This window comes from Mesorhizobium xinjiangense (assembly GCF_009749525.1).
GTDB lineage: Bacteria > Pseudomonadota > Alphaproteobacteria > Rhizobiales > Rhizobiaceae > Mangrovimarina > Mangrovimarina xinjiangensis.
Genome location: NZ_WOAC01000017.1, coordinates 43669 through 63245, shown reverse-complemented (window position 1 = coordinate 63245; position 19577 = coordinate 43669). Strand labels below are relative to the sequence as shown.

General features: G+C 63.4%; 19 protein-coding genes and 1 tRNA gene. 16 read left to right on the top strand and 4 right to left on the bottom strand.

Annotated features, from left to right (window positions below):
- Nucleotides 1–237 precede the first annotated feature (237 nt).
- A complete protein-coding gene (locus GM909_RS26510) occupies nt 238–819 on the top strand; it encodes a DUF6538 domain-containing protein (protein ID WP_407941318.1) in 582 nt (193 codons plus the stop codon).
- A gap of 1128 nt (nt 820–1947) precedes the next feature.
- Entirely contained in the window at nt 1948–3771 is a 1824-nt protein-coding gene (locus GM909_RS18160; protein WP_157018447.1) for a hypothetical protein, read from the top strand.
- A 121-nt stretch (nt 3772–3892) separates the two neighbouring features.
- Here GM909_RS18160 and GM909_RS18155 read toward each other — a convergent pair whose 3' ends face one another.
- Nucleotides 3893–4687, bottom strand: a complete 795-nt coding sequence (locus GM909_RS18155; protein WP_198174303.1) for a TIGR02391 family protein — start codon at nt 4685–4687, stop codon at nt 3893–3895.
- A 226-nt stretch (nt 4688–4913) separates the two neighbouring features.
- Here GM909_RS18155 and GM909_RS18150 point away from each other — a divergent pair, with 226 nt between their 5' ends.
- Nucleotides 4914–5579 carry a recombinase family protein gene (locus GM909_RS18150; protein WP_157018445.1) on the top strand — a complete coding sequence of 222 codons (666 nt, stop codon included), beginning with the start codon at nt 4914–4916 and terminating at the stop codon, nt 5577–5579.
- Between the two features lie 21 nt (nt 5580–5600).
- On the opposite strand, the gene GM909_RS18145 is transcribed toward GM909_RS18150, so the two are convergent.
- Together GM909_RS18145 and GM909_RS18140 are read right to left on the bottom strand one after the other, a co-directional pair.
- Complete coding sequence (locus GM909_RS18145; RefSeq protein WP_157018443.1) at nt 5601–6395, bottom strand: hypothetical protein; 795 nt, start codon at nt 6393–6395, stop codon at nt 5601–5603.
- A 146-nt stretch (nt 6396–6541) separates the two neighbouring features.
- A tRNA-Ser gene (locus tag GM909_RS18140) sits at nt 6542–6631 on the bottom strand.
- Between the two features lie 347 nt (nt 6632–6978).
- Here GM909_RS18140 and GM909_RS18135 point away from each other — a divergent pair.
- The 3 genes from GM909_RS18135 to GM909_RS18125 all read left to right on the top strand — a co-directional run bounded on the left by GM909_RS18135 (nt 6979) and on the right by GM909_RS18125 (nt 8706).
- Nucleotides 6979–7638 (top strand): 50S ribosomal protein L21, encoded by a 660-nt coding sequence (locus tag GM909_RS18135; RefSeq protein ID WP_157018441.1) that lies wholly within the window; start codon nt 6979–6981, stop codon nt 7636–7638.
- An 88-nt stretch (nt 7639–7726) separates the two neighbouring features.
- Nucleotides 7727–7996 (top strand): 50S ribosomal protein L27, encoded by a 270-nt coding sequence (rpmA, locus tag GM909_RS18130; RefSeq protein WP_157018439.1) that lies wholly within the window; start codon nt 7727–7729, stop codon nt 7994–7996.
- 119 nt (nt 7997–8115) lie between these two features.
- Nucleotides 8116–8706, top strand: coding sequence for a GNAT family N-acetyltransferase (locus GM909_RS18125; RefSeq protein WP_157018437.1), 591 nt, complete (start codon nt 8116–8118; stop codon nt 8704–8706).
- Nucleotides 8707–8757: 51 nt separating this feature from the next.
- Here GM909_RS18125 and GM909_RS18120 read toward each other — a convergent pair whose 3' ends face one another.
- A complete protein-coding gene (locus GM909_RS18120; RefSeq protein WP_157018435.1) occupies nt 8758–9624 on the bottom strand; it encodes an endonuclease/exonuclease/phosphatase family protein in 867 nt (288 codons plus the stop codon).
- Nucleotides 9625–9746: 122 nt separating this feature from the next.
- Here GM909_RS18120 and obgE point away from each other — a divergent pair, with 122 nt between their 5' ends.
- The 10 genes from obgE (at nt 9747) to GM909_RS18070 (ending at nt 19520) form a co-directional block, all read left to right on the top strand.
- The gene (gene obgE / locus GM909_RS18115) at nt 9747–10796 is read left to right on the top strand and encodes a GTPase ObgE (protein ID WP_157018433.1); all 1050 of its coding nucleotides are present in this window, start codon (nt 9747–9749) and stop codon (nt 10794–10796) included.
- A gap of 17 nt (nt 10797–10813) precedes the next feature.
- Entirely contained in the window at nt 10814–11962 is a 1149-nt protein-coding gene (gene proB / locus GM909_RS18110) for a glutamate 5-kinase (RefSeq protein ID WP_157018431.1), read from the top strand.
- Between the two features lie 3 nt (nt 11963–11965).
- Entirely contained in the window at nt 11966–13252 is a 1287-nt protein-coding gene (locus tag GM909_RS18105) for a glutamate-5-semialdehyde dehydrogenase (protein WP_157018429.1), read from the top strand.
- 47 nt (nt 13253–13299) lie between these two features.
- Entirely contained in the window at nt 13300–13983 is a 684-nt protein-coding gene (locus GM909_RS18100; RefSeq protein WP_157018541.1) for a nicotinate-nucleotide adenylyltransferase, read from the top strand.
- A gap of 122 nt (nt 13984–14105) precedes the next feature.
- Entirely contained in the window at nt 14106–14480 is a 375-nt protein-coding gene (gene rsfS / locus GM909_RS18095) for a ribosome silencing factor (protein WP_157018427.1), read from the top strand.
- A 17-nt stretch (nt 14481–14497) separates the two neighbouring features.
- On the top strand, nt 14498–14980 hold the full coding sequence (gene rlmH / locus GM909_RS18090) for a 23S rRNA (pseudouridine(1915)-N(3))-methyltransferase RlmH (RefSeq protein ID WP_157018425.1): 483 nt from the start codon (nt 14498–14500) through the stop codon (nt 14978–14980).
- Between the two features lie 146 nt (nt 14981–15126).
- Nucleotides 15127–16470 carry a murein hydrolase activator EnvC family protein gene (locus GM909_RS18085; RefSeq protein ID WP_157018423.1) on the top strand — a complete coding sequence of 448 codons (1344 nt, stop codon included), beginning with the start codon at nt 15127–15129 and terminating at the stop codon, nt 16468–16470.
- Nucleotides 16460–17785: a S41 family peptidase gene (locus tag GM909_RS18080; RefSeq protein WP_157018421.1), complete on the top strand. Its 1326-nt coding sequence runs from the start codon at nt 16460–16462 to the stop codon at nt 17783–17785. The genes GM909_RS18085 and GM909_RS18080 overlap by 11 nt, the downstream gene beginning before the upstream one ends.
- A gap of 71 nt (nt 17786–17856) precedes the next feature.
- Complete coding sequence (locus GM909_RS18075) at nt 17857–19002, top strand: divergent polysaccharide deacetylase family protein (protein WP_157018419.1); 1146 nt, start codon at nt 17857–17859, stop codon at nt 19000–19002.
- A gap of 2 nt (nt 19003–19004) precedes the next feature.
- Entirely contained in the window at nt 19005–19520 is a 516-nt protein-coding gene (locus GM909_RS18070) for an RNA pyrophosphohydrolase (protein ID WP_157018417.1), read from the top strand.
- The last annotated feature ends 57 nt before the right edge of the window (nt 19521–19577 follow it).

The following is a 19577-nucleotide window of genomic DNA, read 5'->3' as shown; positions in this document are numbered from 1 at the left end:
GCCCAAAGAAGCCGGCCACTGAAAATGCCGCTGACAGATCGAAAAACCACGCGACCGGATACAGCCATCCACCGTTATGTCATTCGGTGAAAAATAGAGAAAAAGTCAATAAAATCAATTGAAATGGCGGAGAGGGGGGGACACTCTCTCCCGCACCACCGGACGCCTTTGAGCACTTGACTTTCAGCCACTTCCAGCACAACCGTGGGGCACCATATTGGGGCACCGAGGGGCGGAATGGCGAATCCAAAGCAATATCTGGAGTGGCACGGACAACAGTGGCGCGTCCGCGTCAAGGTGCCCGCTAGGGTCCGCGATTTGGTGGGACGGGGCAAGCTCACTCACCCGCTCCACACCGACAGTCTCAAGGAAGCCGACGAGCGTAAATGGCCCGTCGTGGCACGGCTCAAGGCAATCATCGCCGCCGCCGAAAAGGCCCTAGCATCCAACGATCCTATCCAGGCGGAAGCGATGCGTCACCGGCTCCATAAGGACGATGAGGGGACGCAGTATGACGCCGACCACCGTGTCGCAGCACTTGAGGTATCTCGGCTACGGGTACCGCACCGGGAAGCCGGGCCTGGGCTTGGTGGAAACGCGGGAGAACCCCGACAACCGCCGCAAGAAGGTCTTCGCATTGACGCCGAAGGGTCGGGGCCTCGTGTCGCAGCTAGAGCTTATATTGCGCAGGGCAGGCTAGCGGAACATGCAGTTAATAGGCTGGCATTTGAGGGGGCACGGGGGCGGCAGCCAAGGCACGGCTCAGAATGGGCCGCGTCGAGAGGCAAAATGGTGGCCCCAATAAAAACAATTACTTAGGGCCATCAATAGGTGGCTATTAGAGAGAGACGTACGCCGCTACGATTCCGACAAATGGTCTAGGCAACACGGATGCGCACGGGGCCATAAAGAAAACAATGACTTAGGGTCATTAATACCCTGTTACTAGAGAGAGGCGTACGCCGCCGAAATCCCGCCTATCGGCAATACCCAGATATATGTGAGAGCGTGTCTGGCGGGCCGCCGCCGAGTAGCCCGCCAATTGCCTTATACTTGAATGGTCACACGGCGCTTTCGAGACCCCAATTCATCAGCAGCCCTACTTTAGGTAGCCGCCACATGGCAGGACACCAAGAGGAGAGGATGAGGAAGGTATTCCCCCATCATCCCCGGCTCCCAGAAGAACACTCCAAGTAGCTACTCTAAGTATCCGCCACCGGGGGAGGGAGGGGCGTTTCCTCATCCCCTCCTTTGCTTCCTGCCTTCAGTCCTTTGAGTGTCTGCCTTGAGGTAGCTCCTCCAAGCCCAGGAGAGGAGGGAGGAATAGTCCCCTCTCACCTCCAGGCAGCCCCTCCAGGCAGCCCCTCCTTCGAGAGATAGGATCAGTGACGGCTTCCAGTCACGTCCTCTCCGCACCCTTCACCCTGCACCCCCATCAGGCTCCTCTCCGGCCCCGCCAACATGGCCGCGACGAGGCACCGCCACGGAGTGCTTTTCCCAGACGGCTCATCCTGAAGCCAACGAAAGGACATGCCACCATGACTACCCCAAGGCCCTTTGAGACCACCCCGCTTTTGACGCCTGAGCGCCTTGCTGCCGATCCCGATGCCGCCCTTGCGGTTGTTCCTGCTTGGGTCCTGACCCGCGTGTTTGTGTCGCGCGGACCCGTCACACAGGGCTCCTCCTGCGGGGCCTTCGTTGTCACTCTGGGCCGTACCCACGTGAAAGCGATGACGCTCTCCCCCATCGGCTTCGCCATAGCTTGCGAGCTAACGCGGATACCGGGGGTCTCGATTGCGACGGACTCCAACGGGGCCAAGCGTCCAACTATCTACGAGCGCATCACCTTGGACGATGCCGGAGAGGACCTGACCACCCTAAGCCGCCTGCTTTTCGGTGCCGGTCCCGAGGAACAGGTAAAGATCGGCCGCATACCCCACGCACATCATGAATATCACCAGCAGCGCCTTCATGCTGGCAGGGCGACCCACCGAGAAGCTCCTGGGGTCTCTGGCGCTTGGGCCAAAGAGCGGCGGAGACATTCTCCGGCAACAGGCCCTCCGCGAATACGCCTATACGGTCTCCGCCCTTGGGGACGGCTGGGAGGCTTTGGTGGAAGCCTTCAAGCGTGGGGACTCGATCCTCAACCCCCACAATACGGAATACTTCGGCGCGGGAGGCTCCGGCATCGTGCAGCAGCCACTCCCCTGGAAGCCTGTCCATGGAGTCTGGGACATCGTGGAGAATGCCTGGAAGATGGCCAACTATCGGACCATCGTGGGGCTTCCGACGCGCTCCCTGGGGGCGGTGGACGAGTTCTTCAAGATGCTCCGCTACCGGGCGGTGGTTCAGGCCGAGGCTGCTGCCAAAGCGAACGCCATGGGTCTAGTGGGCGACGACCTCCGGGGCCATGTCAGTCGCGAGATGGAGAAGGCGATTGACCCCGCTACCGGTCGAGCCCTCAATGCCGGGGCGCTCCAGGAAGCTCAGGTCTCAACATTCCAGCAGGAGCTCCTCCAGGGCACCGCAGGGGCGACCATCCAGCAGGTCCGCTCCCGACACCCCGTGCTCACCTTCGTGCTGCCATTCGTGAAGACCCCCATCAACGTGCTCCGCTATGGATGGAAGATGACCCCCGGCCTCAACCTCGTCCAGAAGGAATTCCGGGAGGCGATCTTCGGGAGCAAGGGACCGGAGGCGAAGGCGCAGGCCATTGGCCAGATGGCGCTCGGATCAACCTTCATGGGCTTAGCCGCTGCCCTGGCCCTGGACGGCAAGATCACTGGGGCGGGACCGTCCGACCCGAACCTCAGGCGCGAGCTTGCCGCCACCGGGTGGCAGCCCTACGCCTATGTCTTGGAGGCTGACGATGGCAGCAAGCGCTATGTCCCCATTGGCCGCCTGGACCCGGCAGGGATGGCGTTCTCCATGGTGGCGAACCTTGTGGAGATCATGCGCAACGATCCTCACGGGGACCATGGGACTGCTGAGCGAGGCATCGGGGCATTGGGCTTGGCGCTGGCGAAGAACTTCACCGACCGGACCTTCCTCCTCAACCTCCACCAAGCCCTCCAGGCGCTGAGCGATCCTGGCGCAAGGGGGGAGCGATACCTGGGCTCGATAGCCGGGAACACCATCCCGCTCTCGTCGGCCATCAGAGGCCTCAATCCTGACCCCTACCTGAGGGAGGCCCGCAGCTTCATCGACACCATGATGAAGAACCTCCCCGGCTACTCCGAGACCCTCGCACCCTCCAGGGACGCCTTTGGTGACCCCGTATGGAAACGAATTGGCATGAGCACGACAAGCGAGGCCGACATCGTAGAGGCCGAGCACACCCGCATCATTCTGGAAACCGGGGGCGGCATTGGAAGACCGGACCCCAAATTTGAAGGGGTGGACCTCCGGGACATCGCCTTGAAGAGCGGACGACAGGCCTATGACCGCTTCCAGGAGTTGGCCGGACATCCCCCAGGAGCCAAGAGCCTCAAGACCGCCCTGGCGGAACTCATCCGGTCGGACACCTACCAGGACCTCCCAGACGGCGAGGCCGGGGTGAAGGGCACCAGACTCAACGCCATCGGGCGGATCGTCGGGAAGTACCGCGAGGCAGGCAAGAAGGCCCTCATCCGGGAGAATCCCGAACTCAGGGACCTCCTCAAGGCCCGCCAGCGGGAGGCCCGAAGCGCCTACCTCAAAAGCAAGGAGGAGCGCACTCAGAAGAGCCCCGGTGCCAAGGCCCTACGGAATGCCCTGAGGCCGAGGCATTGACCTAGACTGAAAGAGATACCGATAGGCAGCGCAGCCTGAGGGGGAGCGGAGGTGTTGGCCCTCCCTCCCTCTCTCCTCCCTCGTTAGCCGTGTGACATCAATGCTTTTTCGATATCCAGACCTATGTCTCCGACCCCTCATCTGCCGTTCGCGTGTCCACAATGCGAAGCAAGTGGTTTGCCAACATGACCACCTCCATTGCCTCCACTGGGTCAGACAACTCGACATCTCTATGCGAGTGCGGATTCTTGTAGGAGCCTATCGCACCGGCGAACAGTGCCATGAGCGCCTCCCTCTCCGCCTTGGGTGCGGTGCTGCTCGTCAAGGGACCTTTTTCGGGATGAAAGGCGCGGCGAACCATATCCAGCCCGTAATCACTCTCCGAGTACCCCGCCGCTTCCCGAACGGAGGTCTCGACCGCCTTCATGGCTTGGAATACGGCAACGTCAAACTCACCCCTGAGAAACGCCGACCAGACGCTTGCGGCGATCTTGGGGTGAAGAAGCTCCTTCCTCAGATAGCGGGTTGCCAGGTATTGAGAGAAATCTCTCTCATCCTGGAATCTCTCCGCTCGTCGGCTCAATCTACGCCAGCCGTTTTGTCCGTTCGTACCGGGCACGGGCACAAGCAGACCTTGCGCCTCCAGCCACGCCCACGCTTCAATCACGGCGACCTCTACCTTCCCTCGCCATTGGTCCTCGAATGGAACCTTGCCCTGATTATCGCGTGTGCCCAGTTCGTTTAGGCAGTTGCCTAATATCACCATGCGTTGCTGTCCCCCGTCTATCCGCTTCTTGAGCAGGAAAATTAGGGTTGAGGCCAGTTCCTCAGGCTGCATCTCGACTAGATGTTCAACGTCCTGGACTGCCGTAGCGAGGTCCCGCATATCGCCGCCCCTTATTGCTTCAGGCTGCAACTTTAGGCCGTTCCCGGCAATGCTCAAAGGGCCGCCCGTGCGAAATCTCCAATTTACGTGACAGTAGTAGAGCTTCCCCCCGTGCCACCCCTCGGGGTTCCTGGAGGCACTTCAATCAGCCCCAAAACCCACCTACTCAATGAGCCTTTACAAGCACAACCATCATTGACGTTTGTAAATTCCACCCATAGACTCCCCTTGATGCCATCGCACGGGGGCTAGCGACATGAAGCAGTACGTCATCTATACGCGCGTCAGTACGGCGGAGCAGGGAAAGAGCGGCCTTGGTCTGGACGCCCAGGAGCGCGACATCAGCATCTACCTGGAGAGCTTCTCTGAGGTTCCCTGGGAAGTCATAGGGCGCTTCCAGGATGTGCAGTCGGGAGCAAGCGACGACAGGCCCCAATTGGCGGAGGCCATCAAGGTCGTCCGCGCCACGGGGGCGGAGCTTCTGGTAGCCAAATTGGACCGCCTCAGCCGCGACGTGGCATTCATCGCCACTCTTATCAAGGACAAGAAGGTCCGGCTCAAGGTGGCATCCATGCCCAATGCGGACCCCTTCCAGCTTCACCTCTACGCTGCCCTGGCCGAGAAAGAACGGGAGTTCATCTCTCAGCGGACCAAGGCGGCACTCAAAGCGGCAAAGGAGCGAGGTGTCCAATTGGGCGGCCTCAGGGATAAGACCATGAAGCGCAATGCGGCTATCCAGGAAAAGGCCAGGGCGGAGGCACAGCGGGCCATGAAGGTCATCGGACCCCTACGGCAGGCGAGGCAGACCCTCACCGCCATTGCCGAGACCCTGGAGGAAATGGGGGTCAAGACTTCCCGAGGTGGTCGTTGGAGCGCCACTCAGGTTAAGAGGGTCCTGGAGCGACATGTGCAGGCAGGATGATCGTAGGCGCTTGGCGGGCAGCTACTGTCCACCGGCTCGCGCGAGTAACCAACTCCATCCGGCTGCGATTGTGCCCCATACGTTGAATATTGGCCGATCCGCCACCGGCTCAGCTATCGATATCCGTGCAATTTGGTTATTAGGGATATAGTCCAGCCCCTCCTCGGGGACCCAGCGAATGACCGAGGTTTCCGCAAAGCGCACTACCAAAAGCCCAGGCCTACAGCGATCCTCGAAGCATATTGAATGTTTGGCCTTGGGCGCTCTATTGCCCATAGCAGTGACGTCACGGATTGTATCGGAATAGCTGGATAGAAACCCAAGCCCAACGAAAACCATTAGGAGTGCTAGCAGCCCTGTCCAAGGCGGAACCACATCCTGGTCCACCTTAAAATTTGTGATCTTTAGGAAAGAAAAGGACAGCGGAAACGATAGAAGGAGTATCCAATGTGCGGCTAATGACGGGCGCACAGTCCAAAAGAAGACCATTGCCGCAATAAGAGTTAGAAAGAATATCCCGTAATGAGCTCTCGGAAATTCATCTTGTGCAGACTTCCTAGCGGATGGAAGCACCAGTTCGAGCAAAACCATCGCAACCAGGATGATTATGGCAAATGGGGAATGTCGAACTGTAGCGGTTGCGAGATCGCTGACCGACAGAAAATCGGATGCCGAGACGCCTAGCGCAAATGTTTTCCCAAAGAGCTGGGCACTTCCAAAGGCGAAGCTAATCGCTACAACCAGCGCAGACACGCCTGGGGCTGACTCAAGGATTTTTTCCCCGAGCGTTGGTTTTTTATCCGGTGTGGTAGCCAAGGTTCATCCCCCATATTGCTCACACGCTAGCGCAGAAGAGTTGAACGACGCACGAGCGATTTTGGGGCACCGCGGTGGGGCACCAAATTTAGGAGACTATTAAGAAAACTCAGTGAATTCAGCGACGTAGGACAGAATGAATTCGCTGGCGGAGAGGGGGGGATTCGAACCCCCGATACGGTTGCCCGTATGCCGCATTTCGAGTGCGGTGCATTCAACCACTCTGCCACCTCTCCGCGAGGTCGTGGTCGGCCGTTTCAGGCGCGGCGCACTAGATAGCGAAGGCGGCCGGCAGAAACAAGAGAATAATGAGACGATTTTGCCGCTTGTCTTGACTCCGGCGCCCTCCTCGGCTAACGAGCGCAGGCTTCCGGCGTGGGCCATCCGCGCCGTTTGTTGTTGGAGCAATTCCAGGAGAAGCGGATACCGGTTCTCCGTGTGGAATTGCGAAGAAACAAGAAGCTGGATCGGCGAACCGATTTCGTAGGCGGTGAGCCGATCTGGAACCCGTAACAGACTGACAAAAAGACGGCCGGGCGGTGCTGCCGCTTAACGAGCCGGACCGAACAGTGAAGGACAAGAAATGTTCGCAGTCATCAAGACCGGTGGCAAGCAGTACCGCGTTGCCGCTGAAGACGTTCTGAAGATCGAGAAGATTTCCGGCGAGGTGGGCGATATCGTCCAGCTCGACACCGTGCTTGCCTTTGGCGAGGGCGACAAGGTCACCATCGGCGCGCCTTTCGTCGACGGCGCCAGCGTGGCGGCCGAAGTGGTCGAGCAGGGCCGCGCTCCGACGGTCATCGCCTTCAAGAAGCGCCGCCGCCAGAATTCGCGCCGCAAGCGCGGCCATCGCCAGCTTCTGACCACCGTGCGGATCTCCGAGATCCTGACGGATGGCGCAAAGCCGTCGAAGAAGGCCGCCGCAAAGCCGGCCGCGAAGAAGGAAGCACCGGAAGCACCGAAGGAAGCCAAGAAGGCCGCGCCGAAGGCACAGGCAAAGCCCGCCGAGGCTGCCGCCGCCGCTCCGCTGTTCACGGCGCCCAAGGGCGAGGCGGACGACCTGACCAAGATCAAGGGCATCGGCCCGGTCGCGGCCAAGCAGCTTGCCGAGCAGGGCATTACCCAGTTCGCGCAGGTGGCGAAGCTGAGCGACAAGGACATCGCCACGATCGACGAGGCGATGCCCTTCAGCGCCGAGCAGATCACCGACTGGCGCGAGCAGGCGAAGGAACTGGCGAAGTAATCCGCCGTTCCTGAATCGGACTTGAAACGGAGCGCGAACGCGCTCATAAGGATTGCGAGGCGCCGAAGCGGCGCGAAGGAGTTTTGAGATGGCACACAAGAAAGCTGGCGGTTCGTCGCGCAACGGTCGCGATTCCGAATCCAAGCGCCTTGGCGTGAAGAAATTCGGCGGCGAGAAGGTGCTGGCCGGCAACATCATCGTGCGTCAGCGCGGGACCAAGTGGCATCCCGGCACCAAAGTCGGCATGGGCAAGGACCATACGCTTTTTGCGCTCGAGGCTGGCGCCGTCACGTTTAGCAAAAAAGCCAATGGCCGAACCTACGTATCGGTAAACCCGATTATGGAGGCCGCGGAGTAGCCGGTTCCGCTCAAGACACCGGCGACCCATCTCGGGACCGGTGTCTGGACAATCCAGAAAAAGCATCAGGGAGAGATGGGCCGCCATCTCTCCCTTTTTCTTTGCCTGGAGGACACGAAATGGTTGCCGAGAAGGAAGACGTCGAGGACGAAAGTCTGAGAATCGATTGCCCGGTGCTGGTTGCCGAGCGACTGGTCCTGCGCCCTCCGCACGCGGACGACATGGCCGAACTCGTCGAACTGGCCAATGACAGGCGCATCGCCGAGATGCTGGGGCGCCTGCCGCACCCTTATGACGAGAACGATGCGCGCAGCTTCATTGCCGGCGTCCGAAATCGTCATGCGCCGGGCTGTGCCTATGCGATCACCAATTCCGACACCGGCGCCTTCATCGGCTGCGCCGGCCTGAACGCGACGCCGCGCGGGCTGGAGGTCGGCTACTGGATCGGCCAGCCCTACTGGGGACGCGGCTATGCCACGGAGGCGGCCCACGCACTGGTCGACCTGGCGTTCCGGGCCACCGCCATCGACGTGCTGCATGCCTCCTGCCGCGTCATCAACACGGCCTCGCGCCGTGTCATCCACAAATGCGGATTCCAGTATGCCGGACAGGGCATGCTGAATTCGCTGGCCGCCGGGCGCGTACCGGTGGAGCGCTATCGCCTCGACCGCAAGACCTGGGTCAGCCTTCGCACATGGGGCCAGAGCTGAAATGGGGCCAGGGCTGAAAATGTGAGTGCGGGTGGTGCCCGCCATTCGCACTCATTCGAGCTCCAGCCATACCGGGCGATGGTCGGAGCCGACGGCTGCCGTGTCGATCCAGCACGCCTTCACGTGCAGAGCGAGCCCCGCATGGACGAAGCAATAGTCGAGGCAGCGCCGGCGCGCCGGATCGTCAGGTTTCCGTATGTCGATCCAGGTGACGCGCTCGTCGGCGGCGCCGGCAAGCCGTGCCGCATCCACCGGCAGGCGCGTGCGCAACGTGACGCCGAATTCGGCATCGACCGGCCCCGTCATCTCGACATATTCGGGCGAGCCCGGCTGCATGTTGAAGTCGCCCATCAGGACGAAGCCTTCCGGCAGCGGCGGCTCGGGATAGCCATGCTCGGAAACGCCCGTCACCGCGCCGCCCTCGACCGGATAGGCGAGCGCCTTGTCGACCAGGAAGCGCACTTGCGCCATGCGCTCGGCCGGACTGGTATGGTCGAGATGGACCGAATAGAAGCGCAGCGGACCGAACGGCGTGTCGATCATCGCCTCGAGCGCCCCGCGCTGCAGGTTGAGGCGGTCGAAGGTGCGCATGCGCGGCAGGAGAAGGTTGCGCGAGGACAGGATCGGCGTTTTCGCCAGCACCATGTTGCCGAACTGGAAATGGCGGTTGACGGCGCGCCCATCCTCCACCGCCGAGCCCATATCGACCCTGAACGGCGCGTCGTAGACGAAGAAATAGTCCGGCAGCAGGTCTGCGATCTCGGCCACCATGTCACGGCCGCCATTGTCGGGGCCGTTGCGGGTGACCTCCTGAAGCGCGATGACGTCGGCGCCGCGCACGGCATCGGTGATGCGCGCCAGATCGTATTTGCCGTCGAGCCCGATGCCGTACTGGATGTTGTAGGTCACGCATCTCATGCCGTGAGGTCCCGCTTCCTGGACAAAGATTCTTTTCTCGCACTCCACCAGCCGATGCGATAGGAGGAGCACCACGTGACTTACACCGACCAGATGACTAACACTGGAATGACGTCGGTCCCATGAAATTTCTCGACCAGGCAAAAGTCTATATCCGTTCCGGCGACGGGGGCGCAGGCAGCGTCTCCTTCCGTCATGAGAAATACCTCGAATTCGGCGGTCCCGACGGCGGCGACGGTGGACGTGGCGGCGACGTGTGGGTCGAGGCCGTCGACGGTCTCAACACGCTGATCGACTACCGCTACCAGCAGCATTTCCGGGCCAAGACGGGCGTGCACGGCATGGGCCGCAACCGCACCGGCGCCAAGGCCGCCGACATCGTCTTGAAGGTGCCGGTGGGAACGCAGGTCTTCGAGGAAGACAACGAGACGCTGATCTATGACCTCACCGAGATCGGGCAGCGTTTTCGGCTCGCCGCCGGCGGCAATGGCGGCTTCGGCAACACGCATTTCAAGTCCTCGACCAACCGGGCGCCGCGGCGCGCCAATCCCGGCCTGCCCGGCGTGGAGATGACCGTCTGGCTGCGCCTGAAGCTGATCGCCGATGCCGGCCTTGTCGGCCTGCCCAATGCCGGCAAGTCGACATTCCTGGCAACCGTTACCGCCGCCAAGCCCAAGATCGCCGACTACCCCTTCACCACGCTGCATCCGGGTCTCGGCGTGGTGCGCATCGACGCGCGCGAATTTGTCCTCGCCGACATTCCGGGCCTGATCGAGGGCGCGCATGAGGGTGCCGGCATCGGCGACCGCTTTCTCGGCCATGTCGAGCGCACGCGCGTCATCCTGCATCTGGTCTCGGCGCGCGAGGACGACCCCGCCCTGGCCTACCGGACGATCCGCGGCGAGCTCGAGGCGTATGGCCACGGCATCGCCGAAAAGCCTGAGATCGTGGCGCTCAGCCAGGTCGACACGGTGGACGAGACGGAACGGCGGGAAAAGGCCGCCGCGCTCGCCGGGGCCGCCGGCACGGAGCCGCTGCTTCTTGCCTCAGCCACGCGCCAGGGCGTGGAAGACGTCCTGCGCGCGCTGATGGCGGTGATCGAGGAGACACGCGCGGCAGACGGCGCGAGCGACGCGCCGCCCGACCTGCGCTGGCAAAAGGCAACGGACTGAGCCGCCATGGCAGCGCAATGACCCTCCAGCCCCTTGCCTCATACCGCCGGATAACGGTGAAGATCGGCTCGGCCCTACTCGTCGACCGTGAAAGCGGGTTGAAGCGCGAATGGCTCGCCTCGCTCTCGAGCGACATCGCGGTTCTGGCGAAAGCCGGCGTGGAGGTCTGCGTCGTCTCATCCGGCGCGATCGCGCTCGGCCGGACGATCCTTGGCCTTGGCCGCCGCGCGCTGAAGCTGGAGGAAAGCCAGGCGGCAGCCGCCGTGGGACAGATCGCGCTTGCCGAAGCATGGTCGGACGCGCTCGGCCGCCGCGGGTTGAAGTCGGGCCAGGTGCTGGTCACGCTCGGCGACACCGAGGAGCGCCGGCGCTACCTCAACGCGCGCGCCACCATTTCGACGCTGTTGAAGCTGAAGGCGGTGCCCGTCATCAACGAGAACGACACAGTGGCCACGAGCGAGATCCGCTACGGCGACAATGACCGGCTGGCCGCGCGCGTCGCCACCATGATGGGCGCCGACCTGCTGGTGCTCCTGTCCGACATCGACGGGCTCTATTCGGCGCCGCCGGGGCGCAACCCGGCCGCGCGCTTCGTGCCGGTGGTCGAACACATCACGCCGGATATCGAGGCGATGGCGGGAGCGGCGGCGTCGGAACTGTCGCGCGGCGGCATGCGCACCAAACTCGATGCCGGCAAGATCGCGACCACCGCAGGAGCCGCGATGATCATCACCGCCGGCACGCGCATGAATCCGCTCGCGGCGATAGACCGCGGCGAGCGCGCGACATTCTTCCGGCCGAGCGAAACCCCGGTGCGCGGCTACAAGACCTGGATCGCCGGCAATCTCGAGCCTGCCGGCCGACTTGTCGTCGACGAGGGCGCGGTCCGCGCGCTTTTGTCGGGCAAATCGCTGCTGCCGGCCGGCGTGCGCGCCGTCGAAGGTGCGTTTTCGCGCGGCGACACGGTGGCCGTCCTCGCACCCGAGGGAAGCGAGGTCGCCCGCGGGCTGGTTGCCTACGATGCCGATGATGCCGTAAAGATCGCCGGACTGAAGAGCGCCCGGATCGCCGAGGTGCTCGGCTATGAGGGCCGGGCCGCGATGATCCACCGCGACGATCTGGTGGTCACCCATGCGACGCGGATGCTGGCCGCGTCTGGAGACTGACAAATGCTAACGACCAACGAAACGGCGCGGAACGATATCGCGGGGCTGATGGCGGATATGGGCGCCAGGGCGCGTGCCGCCGCGCGACCGCTTGGGTTCGTCCGGGCGGAGCAAAAACATGTCGCCCTGATGGCCATGGCCGATGCTCTGGAGCGCAATGCCGATGCCATCCTGCAGGCCAATGCGGTCGACATGGCAAATGGCGAGGAGCACGGGCTTGCCGCATCCTTCATGGACCGGCTCAAGCTGACGCCAGAGCGCATCGCGGCGATCGCGACGAGCATCCGCGACATCGCCGCGCTGAAGGATCCGGTCGGCGACGTGATCGCCGCCTGGAAGCGGCCGAACGGGCTCGAGATCGAGCGCGTGCGCACCCCGCTCGGCGTCATCGGCGTCATCTTCGAAAGCCGGCCCAACGTGACGGCGGATGCCGGGGCGCTGTGCCTGAAGGCGGGCAATGCGGTCATATTGCGCGCCGGCTCGGATTCGATGAATTCATCGGCTGCCATCCACGCCTGCCTCGTCGAGGGGCTGCGGGTGGCCAGCCTGCCCGAGAACGCGATCCAGCTCGTGCCGGTCACCGACCGCGCGGCCGTCGGCGAGATGCTCAAGGGGCTCGGCGGCAATATCGACGTCATCATCCCGCGCGGCGGCAGGAGCCTCGTCGAACGCGTTCAGCGCGAAGCGCGCGTGCCGGTCTTCGCGCATCTGGAAGGCATCTGCCATCTCTATATCGACAAATCGGCCGACCTCGACATGGCGGTGTCCATCGCCGTCAATGCCAAGATGCGGCGCACCGGCATCTGCGGCGCGGCCGAAACGCTGCTCGTCGACCGCGCCGTGGCCGAAACGCATCTCGTGCCGGCGCTGACCGCCCTGCGCGAAGCCGGCTGCACGATCCGCGCCGAGGCGGATGTGCGCGCAGTCTTCCCCGATGCCGAACCGGCGAGCGACGCCGACTGGGTGACGGAATATCTCGACGCCATCATTTCGGCAAAACTGGTCGACGGCGTCGGCGGCGCCATCGACCATATCGAGGCCCATTCCTCGCACCACACCGAGGCCATCGTGGCGCAGGACGCCGGCGCGGTCGAGCGCTTCTTCAACGAGATCGATTCGGCGATCCTGCTGCACAACGCCTCCACACAGTTCGCCGATGGCGGGGAATTCGGCATGGGCGCCGAGATCGGCATCGCCACAGGCAAGATGCACGCGCGCGGACCGGTCGGGGTCGAGCAATTGACGTCGTTCAAGTACCGCGTGCGCGGCTCGGGCCAGACGCGGCCTTGATCGTTCCGGCCTTGACCCGGGCGGACGTTCCGCCGCGTTATCTGCGCATGCCGCATGCCGAGCCCGGCATGACGGTTGGGCTGTTCGGCGGCTCGTTCAATCCCCCGCACGCCGGCCACGCCCTGGTCGCGGAGATCGCGCTGCGCCGCCTGCGGCTCGACCAGCTCTGGTGGATGGTCACGCCCGGCAATCCGCTGAAGGATCCGCATGCGCTGGCACCGCTCGCCGAGCGCATCGCACTGTGCGAAAAGATCACCGCCGACCCGCGCAACAAGGTCACCGCCTTCGAGGCGAGCCACAATGTGCGTTACACCGCCGACACGCTGGCGCTGGTGAGGCGGCGCTATCCGCGCGTTCACTTCGTCTGGGTGATGGGTGCCGACAATCTGAAGGATTTCCATCGCTGGCAGCGCTGGCGCGAAATCGCCGCAACCGTCCCGATTGCCGTCATCGACCGGCCGGGTTCGACGCTGTCCTTTCTCTCCTCCAAGATGGCCAAGACCTTCGAGCGGGCGCGCATCGATGAAGCCGGGGCCCCGATGCTTGCACGCCTCACGCCGCCGGCATGGACCTTCATACACGGGCCTCGATCCTCGCTGTCATCGACCGCGCTGCGCAGTGCGGCCGAAGCAGCGGAAGGTCAAAGGTTCGGCACGCAGCAGGCGGTTTCGGGGGGGGTGAGCCGTCGGCGGGACGAATTGTCTACACCATCACTTTTGTTTGATAGGTAGCCACGTCTTGAAACTGACAATGGTCTCGTCCTATCTTCATAGGGTCACCTTCGGGTGATTTGGTTGTTCTTGCTTTGAAAGGAAAGACACTGAGAACAGCACTAGGCAGGAAGGCCGACATCATGCCTTCGCCGGCAGGTTTGAACCGCAGCGGTCCCGACCTCGCCCTCAAGATCGTCCTTGACTCTCTGGAAGATTCCAAGGCCGAAAACATCGTCTCCATCGACATTCAGGGGAAGTCAAGCCTCGGCGACTACATGGTCGTCGCGTCCGGCCGATCGAACCGCCATGTCAGCGCCGTGAGCGATCATCTTCTCAAGACGCTCAAGGATGCCGGTCTCGGCGGCCTGCGTGTGGAAGGTCAGGCAAGCGCCGACTGGGTGCTTATCGACGCCGGAGACATCATCGTCCATATCTTCCGTCCAGAGGTCCGCGAATTCTACAACATCGAGAAGATGTGGCAGGCGCCCGACCTGGAAGACGAGACGGTTCACTGAACCGCTGAAGCAAGGCCGTGCGCATTACCGTTCATGCCGTGGGCCGGATGAAGGCCGGGCCGGAGCGCGAGCTGGCGCAACGCTATTTCGACCGCTTTTCCAAGTCCGGCCCGCCGGTCGGACTTGAATGGGGCGGCGTGAAGGAGACGCCCGAAAGCCGGGCGCAAAGCGCGGCCGAGCGCAAGCGCGACGAGGCCGGGCGCGTACAGGCTTTCGTGAACGGCGGTGCGCTACTGATCCTGCTGGACGAACGCGGCAAGACCATCGATTCAGCAGCCTTCGCGCAGAGGCTCGCCGCCACTCGCGATCAGGGGTGCAGGGACCTTGTCCTGGCCATCGGCGGCCCTGACGGCCATGATCCCGGCCTGCGCAGTTCCGCTGCGCTCGTCCTGTCCTTCGGCGCACTCACCTTTCCCCATCAACTGGCGCGCATCCTTCTGGCCGAACAATTGTACCGGGCTTCGACCATCCTCGCCGGCCACCCCTATCACCGGGCGTAAAATCCCCCCGGCCCTGCCGTTTCGGCCCCACCACCGCAGGCAGCCCCATCTTTCGACATATTGTCGGGCCAAAGGAGTGCAGATCGCAGCAGACCGGGCCATTATGGTTGATGCTTCCTTAACTGGCCGAGCACTATCGTGGCGCAATGACAATTCTCGCGGGGTTCACACATGCCGGCAGCAATCGGCGCCGCCTGAGGGCGGTGCTTGTCGGTCTGTGCCTGACCGCCGCACCCGCCCTCGCGCTGGCGCAGATGGGACCGGAGCTTGAAATCCGCCGGGCCGAAAGCGCCAGCGAGTATGACCGCGTCACGGAACGGATGGAGCTGTCGGATCGGCGGCTGGCCGAACTGACGCAGGAAATCCAGGCTGTCCGCAAGGACAATGCCAGCATTACCGCGGCCCTCATCCAGGCCGCCAAGACGGAAAAGAAGCTGGCGCAGGAGATCGAAGACATCGAGGAGCGCCTGGCCAGGCTGAAGGAGCGCGAGGACGCCGTCACGATTTCGCTGCGCGCCCGTCGCGGCGTCCTGGCGGAAGTCCTGGGAGCCTTGCAGCGCATGGGGCTCAACCCGCCCCCGGCGATCCTAGTGAGGCCGCAGGACGCACTGTCGTCCGTGCGCACGGCGATCCTGCTCGGCGCGGTGGTGCCGGAACTGCGTTCCGAGACCCGGGCGCTCGCGGAAGATCTTCAGGAACTGGCGAGCCTGCGCGCGTCGATCGACGATGAGCGCAAGCGTCTGTTCGCCACGGTTGAGGAACAGGCCGCCGAAAAGCATCGCCTGTCGCTGCTGCTGGAAGAAAAGCAGAAGCTTCTGGCGCAATCCGAGGCCGAGGCCGAGGCCGAGCGCGCACGCGCCGCCGAACTCGCCGCCAAGGCGAATTCTCTCAAAGATTTGATTACCTCGCTGGAAGGGGACATCGAACAGGCCCACCTGGCGGCCGAAGAGGCGCGGCGCGTCGAGGAGGAGCGGCGCCGGCGCGAGGCGGAAGCGGCCAATCGCCCGGTCCCCGAAGGCAACAGGCTGACGCTGGGACTGCCCTTCGACAGCCTGACCGGCAAGGTCTCCTTGCCTGTTTCCGGCCGCGTCGTGCGGCATTTCGGCGAGCCCGACGGGCTGGGCGGCCACATGATGGGGAACACCGTTCAAACACAATCGGGAGCTATCGTAACCGCGCCCTCGGACGGCAGTGTTTTGTATGCGGGACCCTTCCGATCCTATGGACAACTCTTGATCCTCGACGCCGGCGGCGGCTATCATATTGTCCTGGCGGGAATGGGGAAGATCAACGTCTCGCCTGGACAGTCGGTGTTGGCCGGAGAACCCGTCGGATCAATGGGCGAAGCCAGATTGGCCAGCGCCGCCGCGTTCGAGGGAACGAGCAGCAAGCCGGAACTCTATGTCGAGTTCCGCAGGAATGGGAAACCCGTCGATCCGGCTCCTTGGTGGGCGGACCGCAATTCTGGAAGGACGAGAAATGATTCGTAAGGTGTCGCTTCTGTTTGCCGGTGCCCTCATGGGCGCTACAGCGATGAGCGCCATTTACGGGACCGCGGGTTCGATGGCGAACGCGGCCGCATCCGATACCTACCGCCAGCTCGCGATCTTCGGAGACATATTCGAACGCGTGCGGGCGCAGTATGTGACGCCGCCGGAAGACAAGGAGCTGGTGGAAAGCGCCATCAATGGCATGCTCACATCGCTCGACCCGCATTCGTCCTACCTCAACGCTGAGGACGCCAAGGACATGCGGGTGCAAACCAAGGGCGAGTTCGGCGGTCTCGGCATCGAGGTCACGATGGAGAACGAACTCGTCAAGGTCATCACGCCGATCGACGACACGCCCGCTTCGCGCGCCGGCGTTCTGGCCGGCGACCTGATCTCGCAGATCGACGGAGAGAATGTGCGTGGGCTCACCCTGTCGGACGCCGTCGACAAGATGCGCGGTGCCATCGACACCTCGATCGAGCTGACGATCCTGCGCGAGGGCGCCTCCGAGCCGATCAAGCTGACGATCGTCCGCGACATCATCAAGGTCAAGGCGGTCAAGTACCGCGTCGAGAACGACGTCGGCTACATGAAGATCACCTCCTTCACCGAAAAGACGTTCGATGACCTGAACAGCGCCATCGAGGAGATCGAGAGCGAGGTCCCGGACGACAAGCTCAAGGGCTATGTTCTCGATCTGCGGCTCAATCCCGGCGGCCTGCTCGACCAGGCGGTGAGCGTCTCCGACGCCTTCCTCGACCGCGGCGAGATCGTCTCCACGCGCGGCCGCGATCCCAAGGACATCACGCGTTTCGATTCCAGACCGGGCGATCTCATCGGCGGCAAGCCGTTGATCGTTCTCGTCAACGGCGGTTCGGCCAGCGCGTCGGAAATCGTTGCCGGCGCGCTTCAGGATCATCGCCGGGCTGCCGTCGTGGGCACACGCTCCTTCGGCAAGGGATCGGTGCAGACCATCATCCCGCTGGGCGAAAACGGCGCACTCAGGCTGACGACGGCGCTCTATTACACGCCGGCCGGCGTCTCCATCCAGGGCAAGGGCATCACGCCCGATATCAAGGTCGACCAGCCATTGCCCGACGAGTTGCTGGGGCGCGACGTCAGCCGCGGCGAATCCGATCTGCCCGGCCATATCAAGGGCACGGAGGAAAGCGAAGAGGGGTCCGGCTCCTCGGCCTATGTGCCGCCGGATCCGGAAGACGACCTGCAGCTCAACTACGCGCTGGATCTCTTGCGCGGCGAAAAGACCGATCCGGCCTTCCCGCCCAATCCCGATCAGGCTGTTCTCCAGCAATGACCAGCCGCCGCACGGGGCCACGTGTCCCGTGCGGCATTTCCGCAAAATACGCGCAACGGGCCGGACGGTAACTGCCGATCGTGGACAAGGAAATCGAACGACCGCTGGGCGCAAATGTGAAGACCGGGCCGCGGCGGCGTCGAGGCGCGCCCCGCATCCTCGCCCTGACGGTCGTGGTCGCAGCCCTCGCCGGGGCCGGCCTTTTTGCCGTCTTCGACAAGGATGCGCTGCGCACACCCCGCCCCGCCACGGACGCCACGGTCAGTGTCGAGCCGGCCGAGGCGGAACCGGGCACGACGCCAAGCGAAATCGAGGCCAGGTCGGACAGTCCGTCCGTCATCAGCGTGGAGCCGGACGGCGCTGCGCAGAACGTGATCGTCATCCGCGACCCCTCGGCCCTCGGCCAGGATCAGCGGGTGGCCCATCTCCCCGACAGGGCCCTCATCGAGCAATCGGAAATGGGTCCGCTGCCCGTACGCGCTGCCGACGGGCGGCGGCCATTCGACGTCTACGCCCGGCCCTGGTCCGGCAGCGGCGGAACCAAGATCGCGCTGGTCATCGGCGGTCTCGGCCTGTCGCAGACGGGGACACAGACGGCCATACGGAAATTGCCCCCGGAGGTGACGCTGGCATTCGCCCCGCAGGGCAATTCGCTCGATCGCTGGATGCGCGAGGCGCGGCGGGCCGGGCACGAGATCGTCATGCAACTGCCGCTCGAGCCGTTCGACTACCCGCATGTCAATCCGGGGCGCAACACGCTGACCATTGCAGGATCGGACGAGCAGAACCTGGGCAATCTGCGCTGGGTGCTGTCGCGCACCACCAACTATACCGGCGTCATGAACTATATGGGCGCCCGCTTCTCAGCCGACGAGGCGAAGTTTGCCCCCGTCATGGCGGAGATCGGCGAACGCGGCCTGCTCTACCTCGACGACGGCGCCTCCGCCCGCAGCCTGGCGCCCGACCTCGCCCGCGCCAACAAGACGCCCTTCGCCGTGGCCACCACAACAATCGACGGCGAGCGCGACCGCGCCAGCATCCTGAAGAAGCTCGACGAGGTGGAAGCGACGGCCCGCGCAAAAGGCTCGGCGCTCGCCACCGGATCGGCTTTCGAGACCACCGTCGATGCCGTAACCAACTGGGTCGCAGAGGCGAAGCGGCGCGGCATCGAGATCGTGTCGGTTTCGGCCCTGGCCGCCGATCCGGAGAAAAAGTGAGCATGACGAAGACAAGGAACCCCGAGGATCTGCCGTACCGTCCCTGCGTCGGCATCATGGTGCTCAACCGGGAGGAGCTGGTGTGGGCCGGCCACCGGCTGCGTGAAGAAAACGACGAGACCGACGGCTCGGACCGGCTCTGGCAGATGCCGCAAGGCGGGATCGACAAGGGCGAGGAGCCCTACCCCGCCGCCCTGCGCGAGCTCTACGAGGAAACCGGCATCGAATCGGTCTCGCTGCTGGCCGAGGCGCCGCAATGGATCAATTACGACCTGCCGAGCCATCTCGTGGGCGTGGCGCTCAAAGGCAAATATCGCGGACAGACGCAGAAATGGTTCGCCTTCCGTTTCGATGGCGATGAAAGCGAAATCCGCATCAATCCGCCGCCGGGCGGTCACAAGGCCGAGTTCGACCAATGGGCCTGGAAGCCGATGGACGAGTTGCCCGAACTCATCATCCCCTTCAAGCGCGGCGTCTACGAACAGGTGGTCGCCGCCTTCCGCCATCTTGTGTCATAGTCGTACGGGGCGGCCGACAGGATTGCGACGTTCATCCGGAGACTGAGCCGTTGCTGG

Excerpts from the sequence above, each read along its gene's own strand:
- GM909_RS26510 (WP_407941318.1), top strand. The coding sequence starts at position 238 with ATGGCGAATCCAAAGCAATATCTGGAGTGGCACGGACAACAGTGGCGC.
- GM909_RS18160 (WP_157018447.1), top strand. The coding sequence starts at position 1,948 with ATGAATATCACCAGCAGCGCCTTCATGCTGGCAGGGCGACCCACCGAG.
- GM909_RS18150 (WP_157018445.1), top strand. The coding sequence starts at position 4,914 with ATGAAGCAGTACGTCATCTATACGCGCGTCAGTACGGCGGAGCAGGGA.
- GM909_RS18135 (WP_157018441.1), top strand. The coding sequence starts at position 6,979 with ATGTTCGCAGTCATCAAGACCGGTGGCAAGCAGTACCGCGTTGCCGCT.
- rpmA (WP_157018439.1), top strand. The coding sequence starts at position 7,727 with ATGGCACACAAGAAAGCTGGCGGTTCGTCGCGCAACGGTCGCGATTCC.
- GM909_RS18125 (WP_157018437.1), top strand. The coding sequence starts at position 8,116 with ATGGTTGCCGAGAAGGAAGACGTCGAGGACGAAAGTCTGAGAATCGAT.
- GM909_RS18120 (WP_157018435.1), bottom strand. The coding sequence starts at position 9,624 with ATGAGATGCGTGACCTACAACATCCAGTACGGCATCGGGCTCGACGGC.
- obgE (WP_157018433.1), top strand. The coding sequence starts at position 9,747 with ATGAAATTTCTCGACCAGGCAAAAGTCTATATCCGTTCCGGCGACGGG.
- proB (WP_157018431.1), top strand. The coding sequence starts at position 10,814 with ATGACCCTCCAGCCCCTTGCCTCATACCGCCGGATAACGGTGAAGATC.
- GM909_RS18105 (WP_157018429.1), top strand. The coding sequence starts at position 11,966 with ATGCTAACGACCAACGAAACGGCGCGGAACGATATCGCGGGGCTGATG.
- GM909_RS18100 (WP_157018541.1), top strand. The coding sequence starts at position 13,300 with ATGCCGCATGCCGAGCCCGGCATGACGGTTGGGCTGTTCGGCGGCTCG.
- rsfS (WP_157018427.1), top strand. The coding sequence starts at position 14,106 with ATGCCTTCGCCGGCAGGTTTGAACCGCAGCGGTCCCGACCTCGCCCTC.
- GM909_RS18085 (WP_157018423.1), top strand. The coding sequence starts at position 15,127 with ATGACAATTCTCGCGGGGTTCACACATGCCGGCAGCAATCGGCGCCGC.
- GM909_RS18080 (WP_157018421.1), top strand. The coding sequence starts at position 16,460 with ATGATTCGTAAGGTGTCGCTTCTGTTTGCCGGTGCCCTCATGGGCGCT.
- GM909_RS18070 (WP_157018417.1), top strand. The coding sequence starts at position 19,005 with ATGACGAAGACAAGGAACCCCGAGGATCTGCCGTACCGTCCCTGCGTC.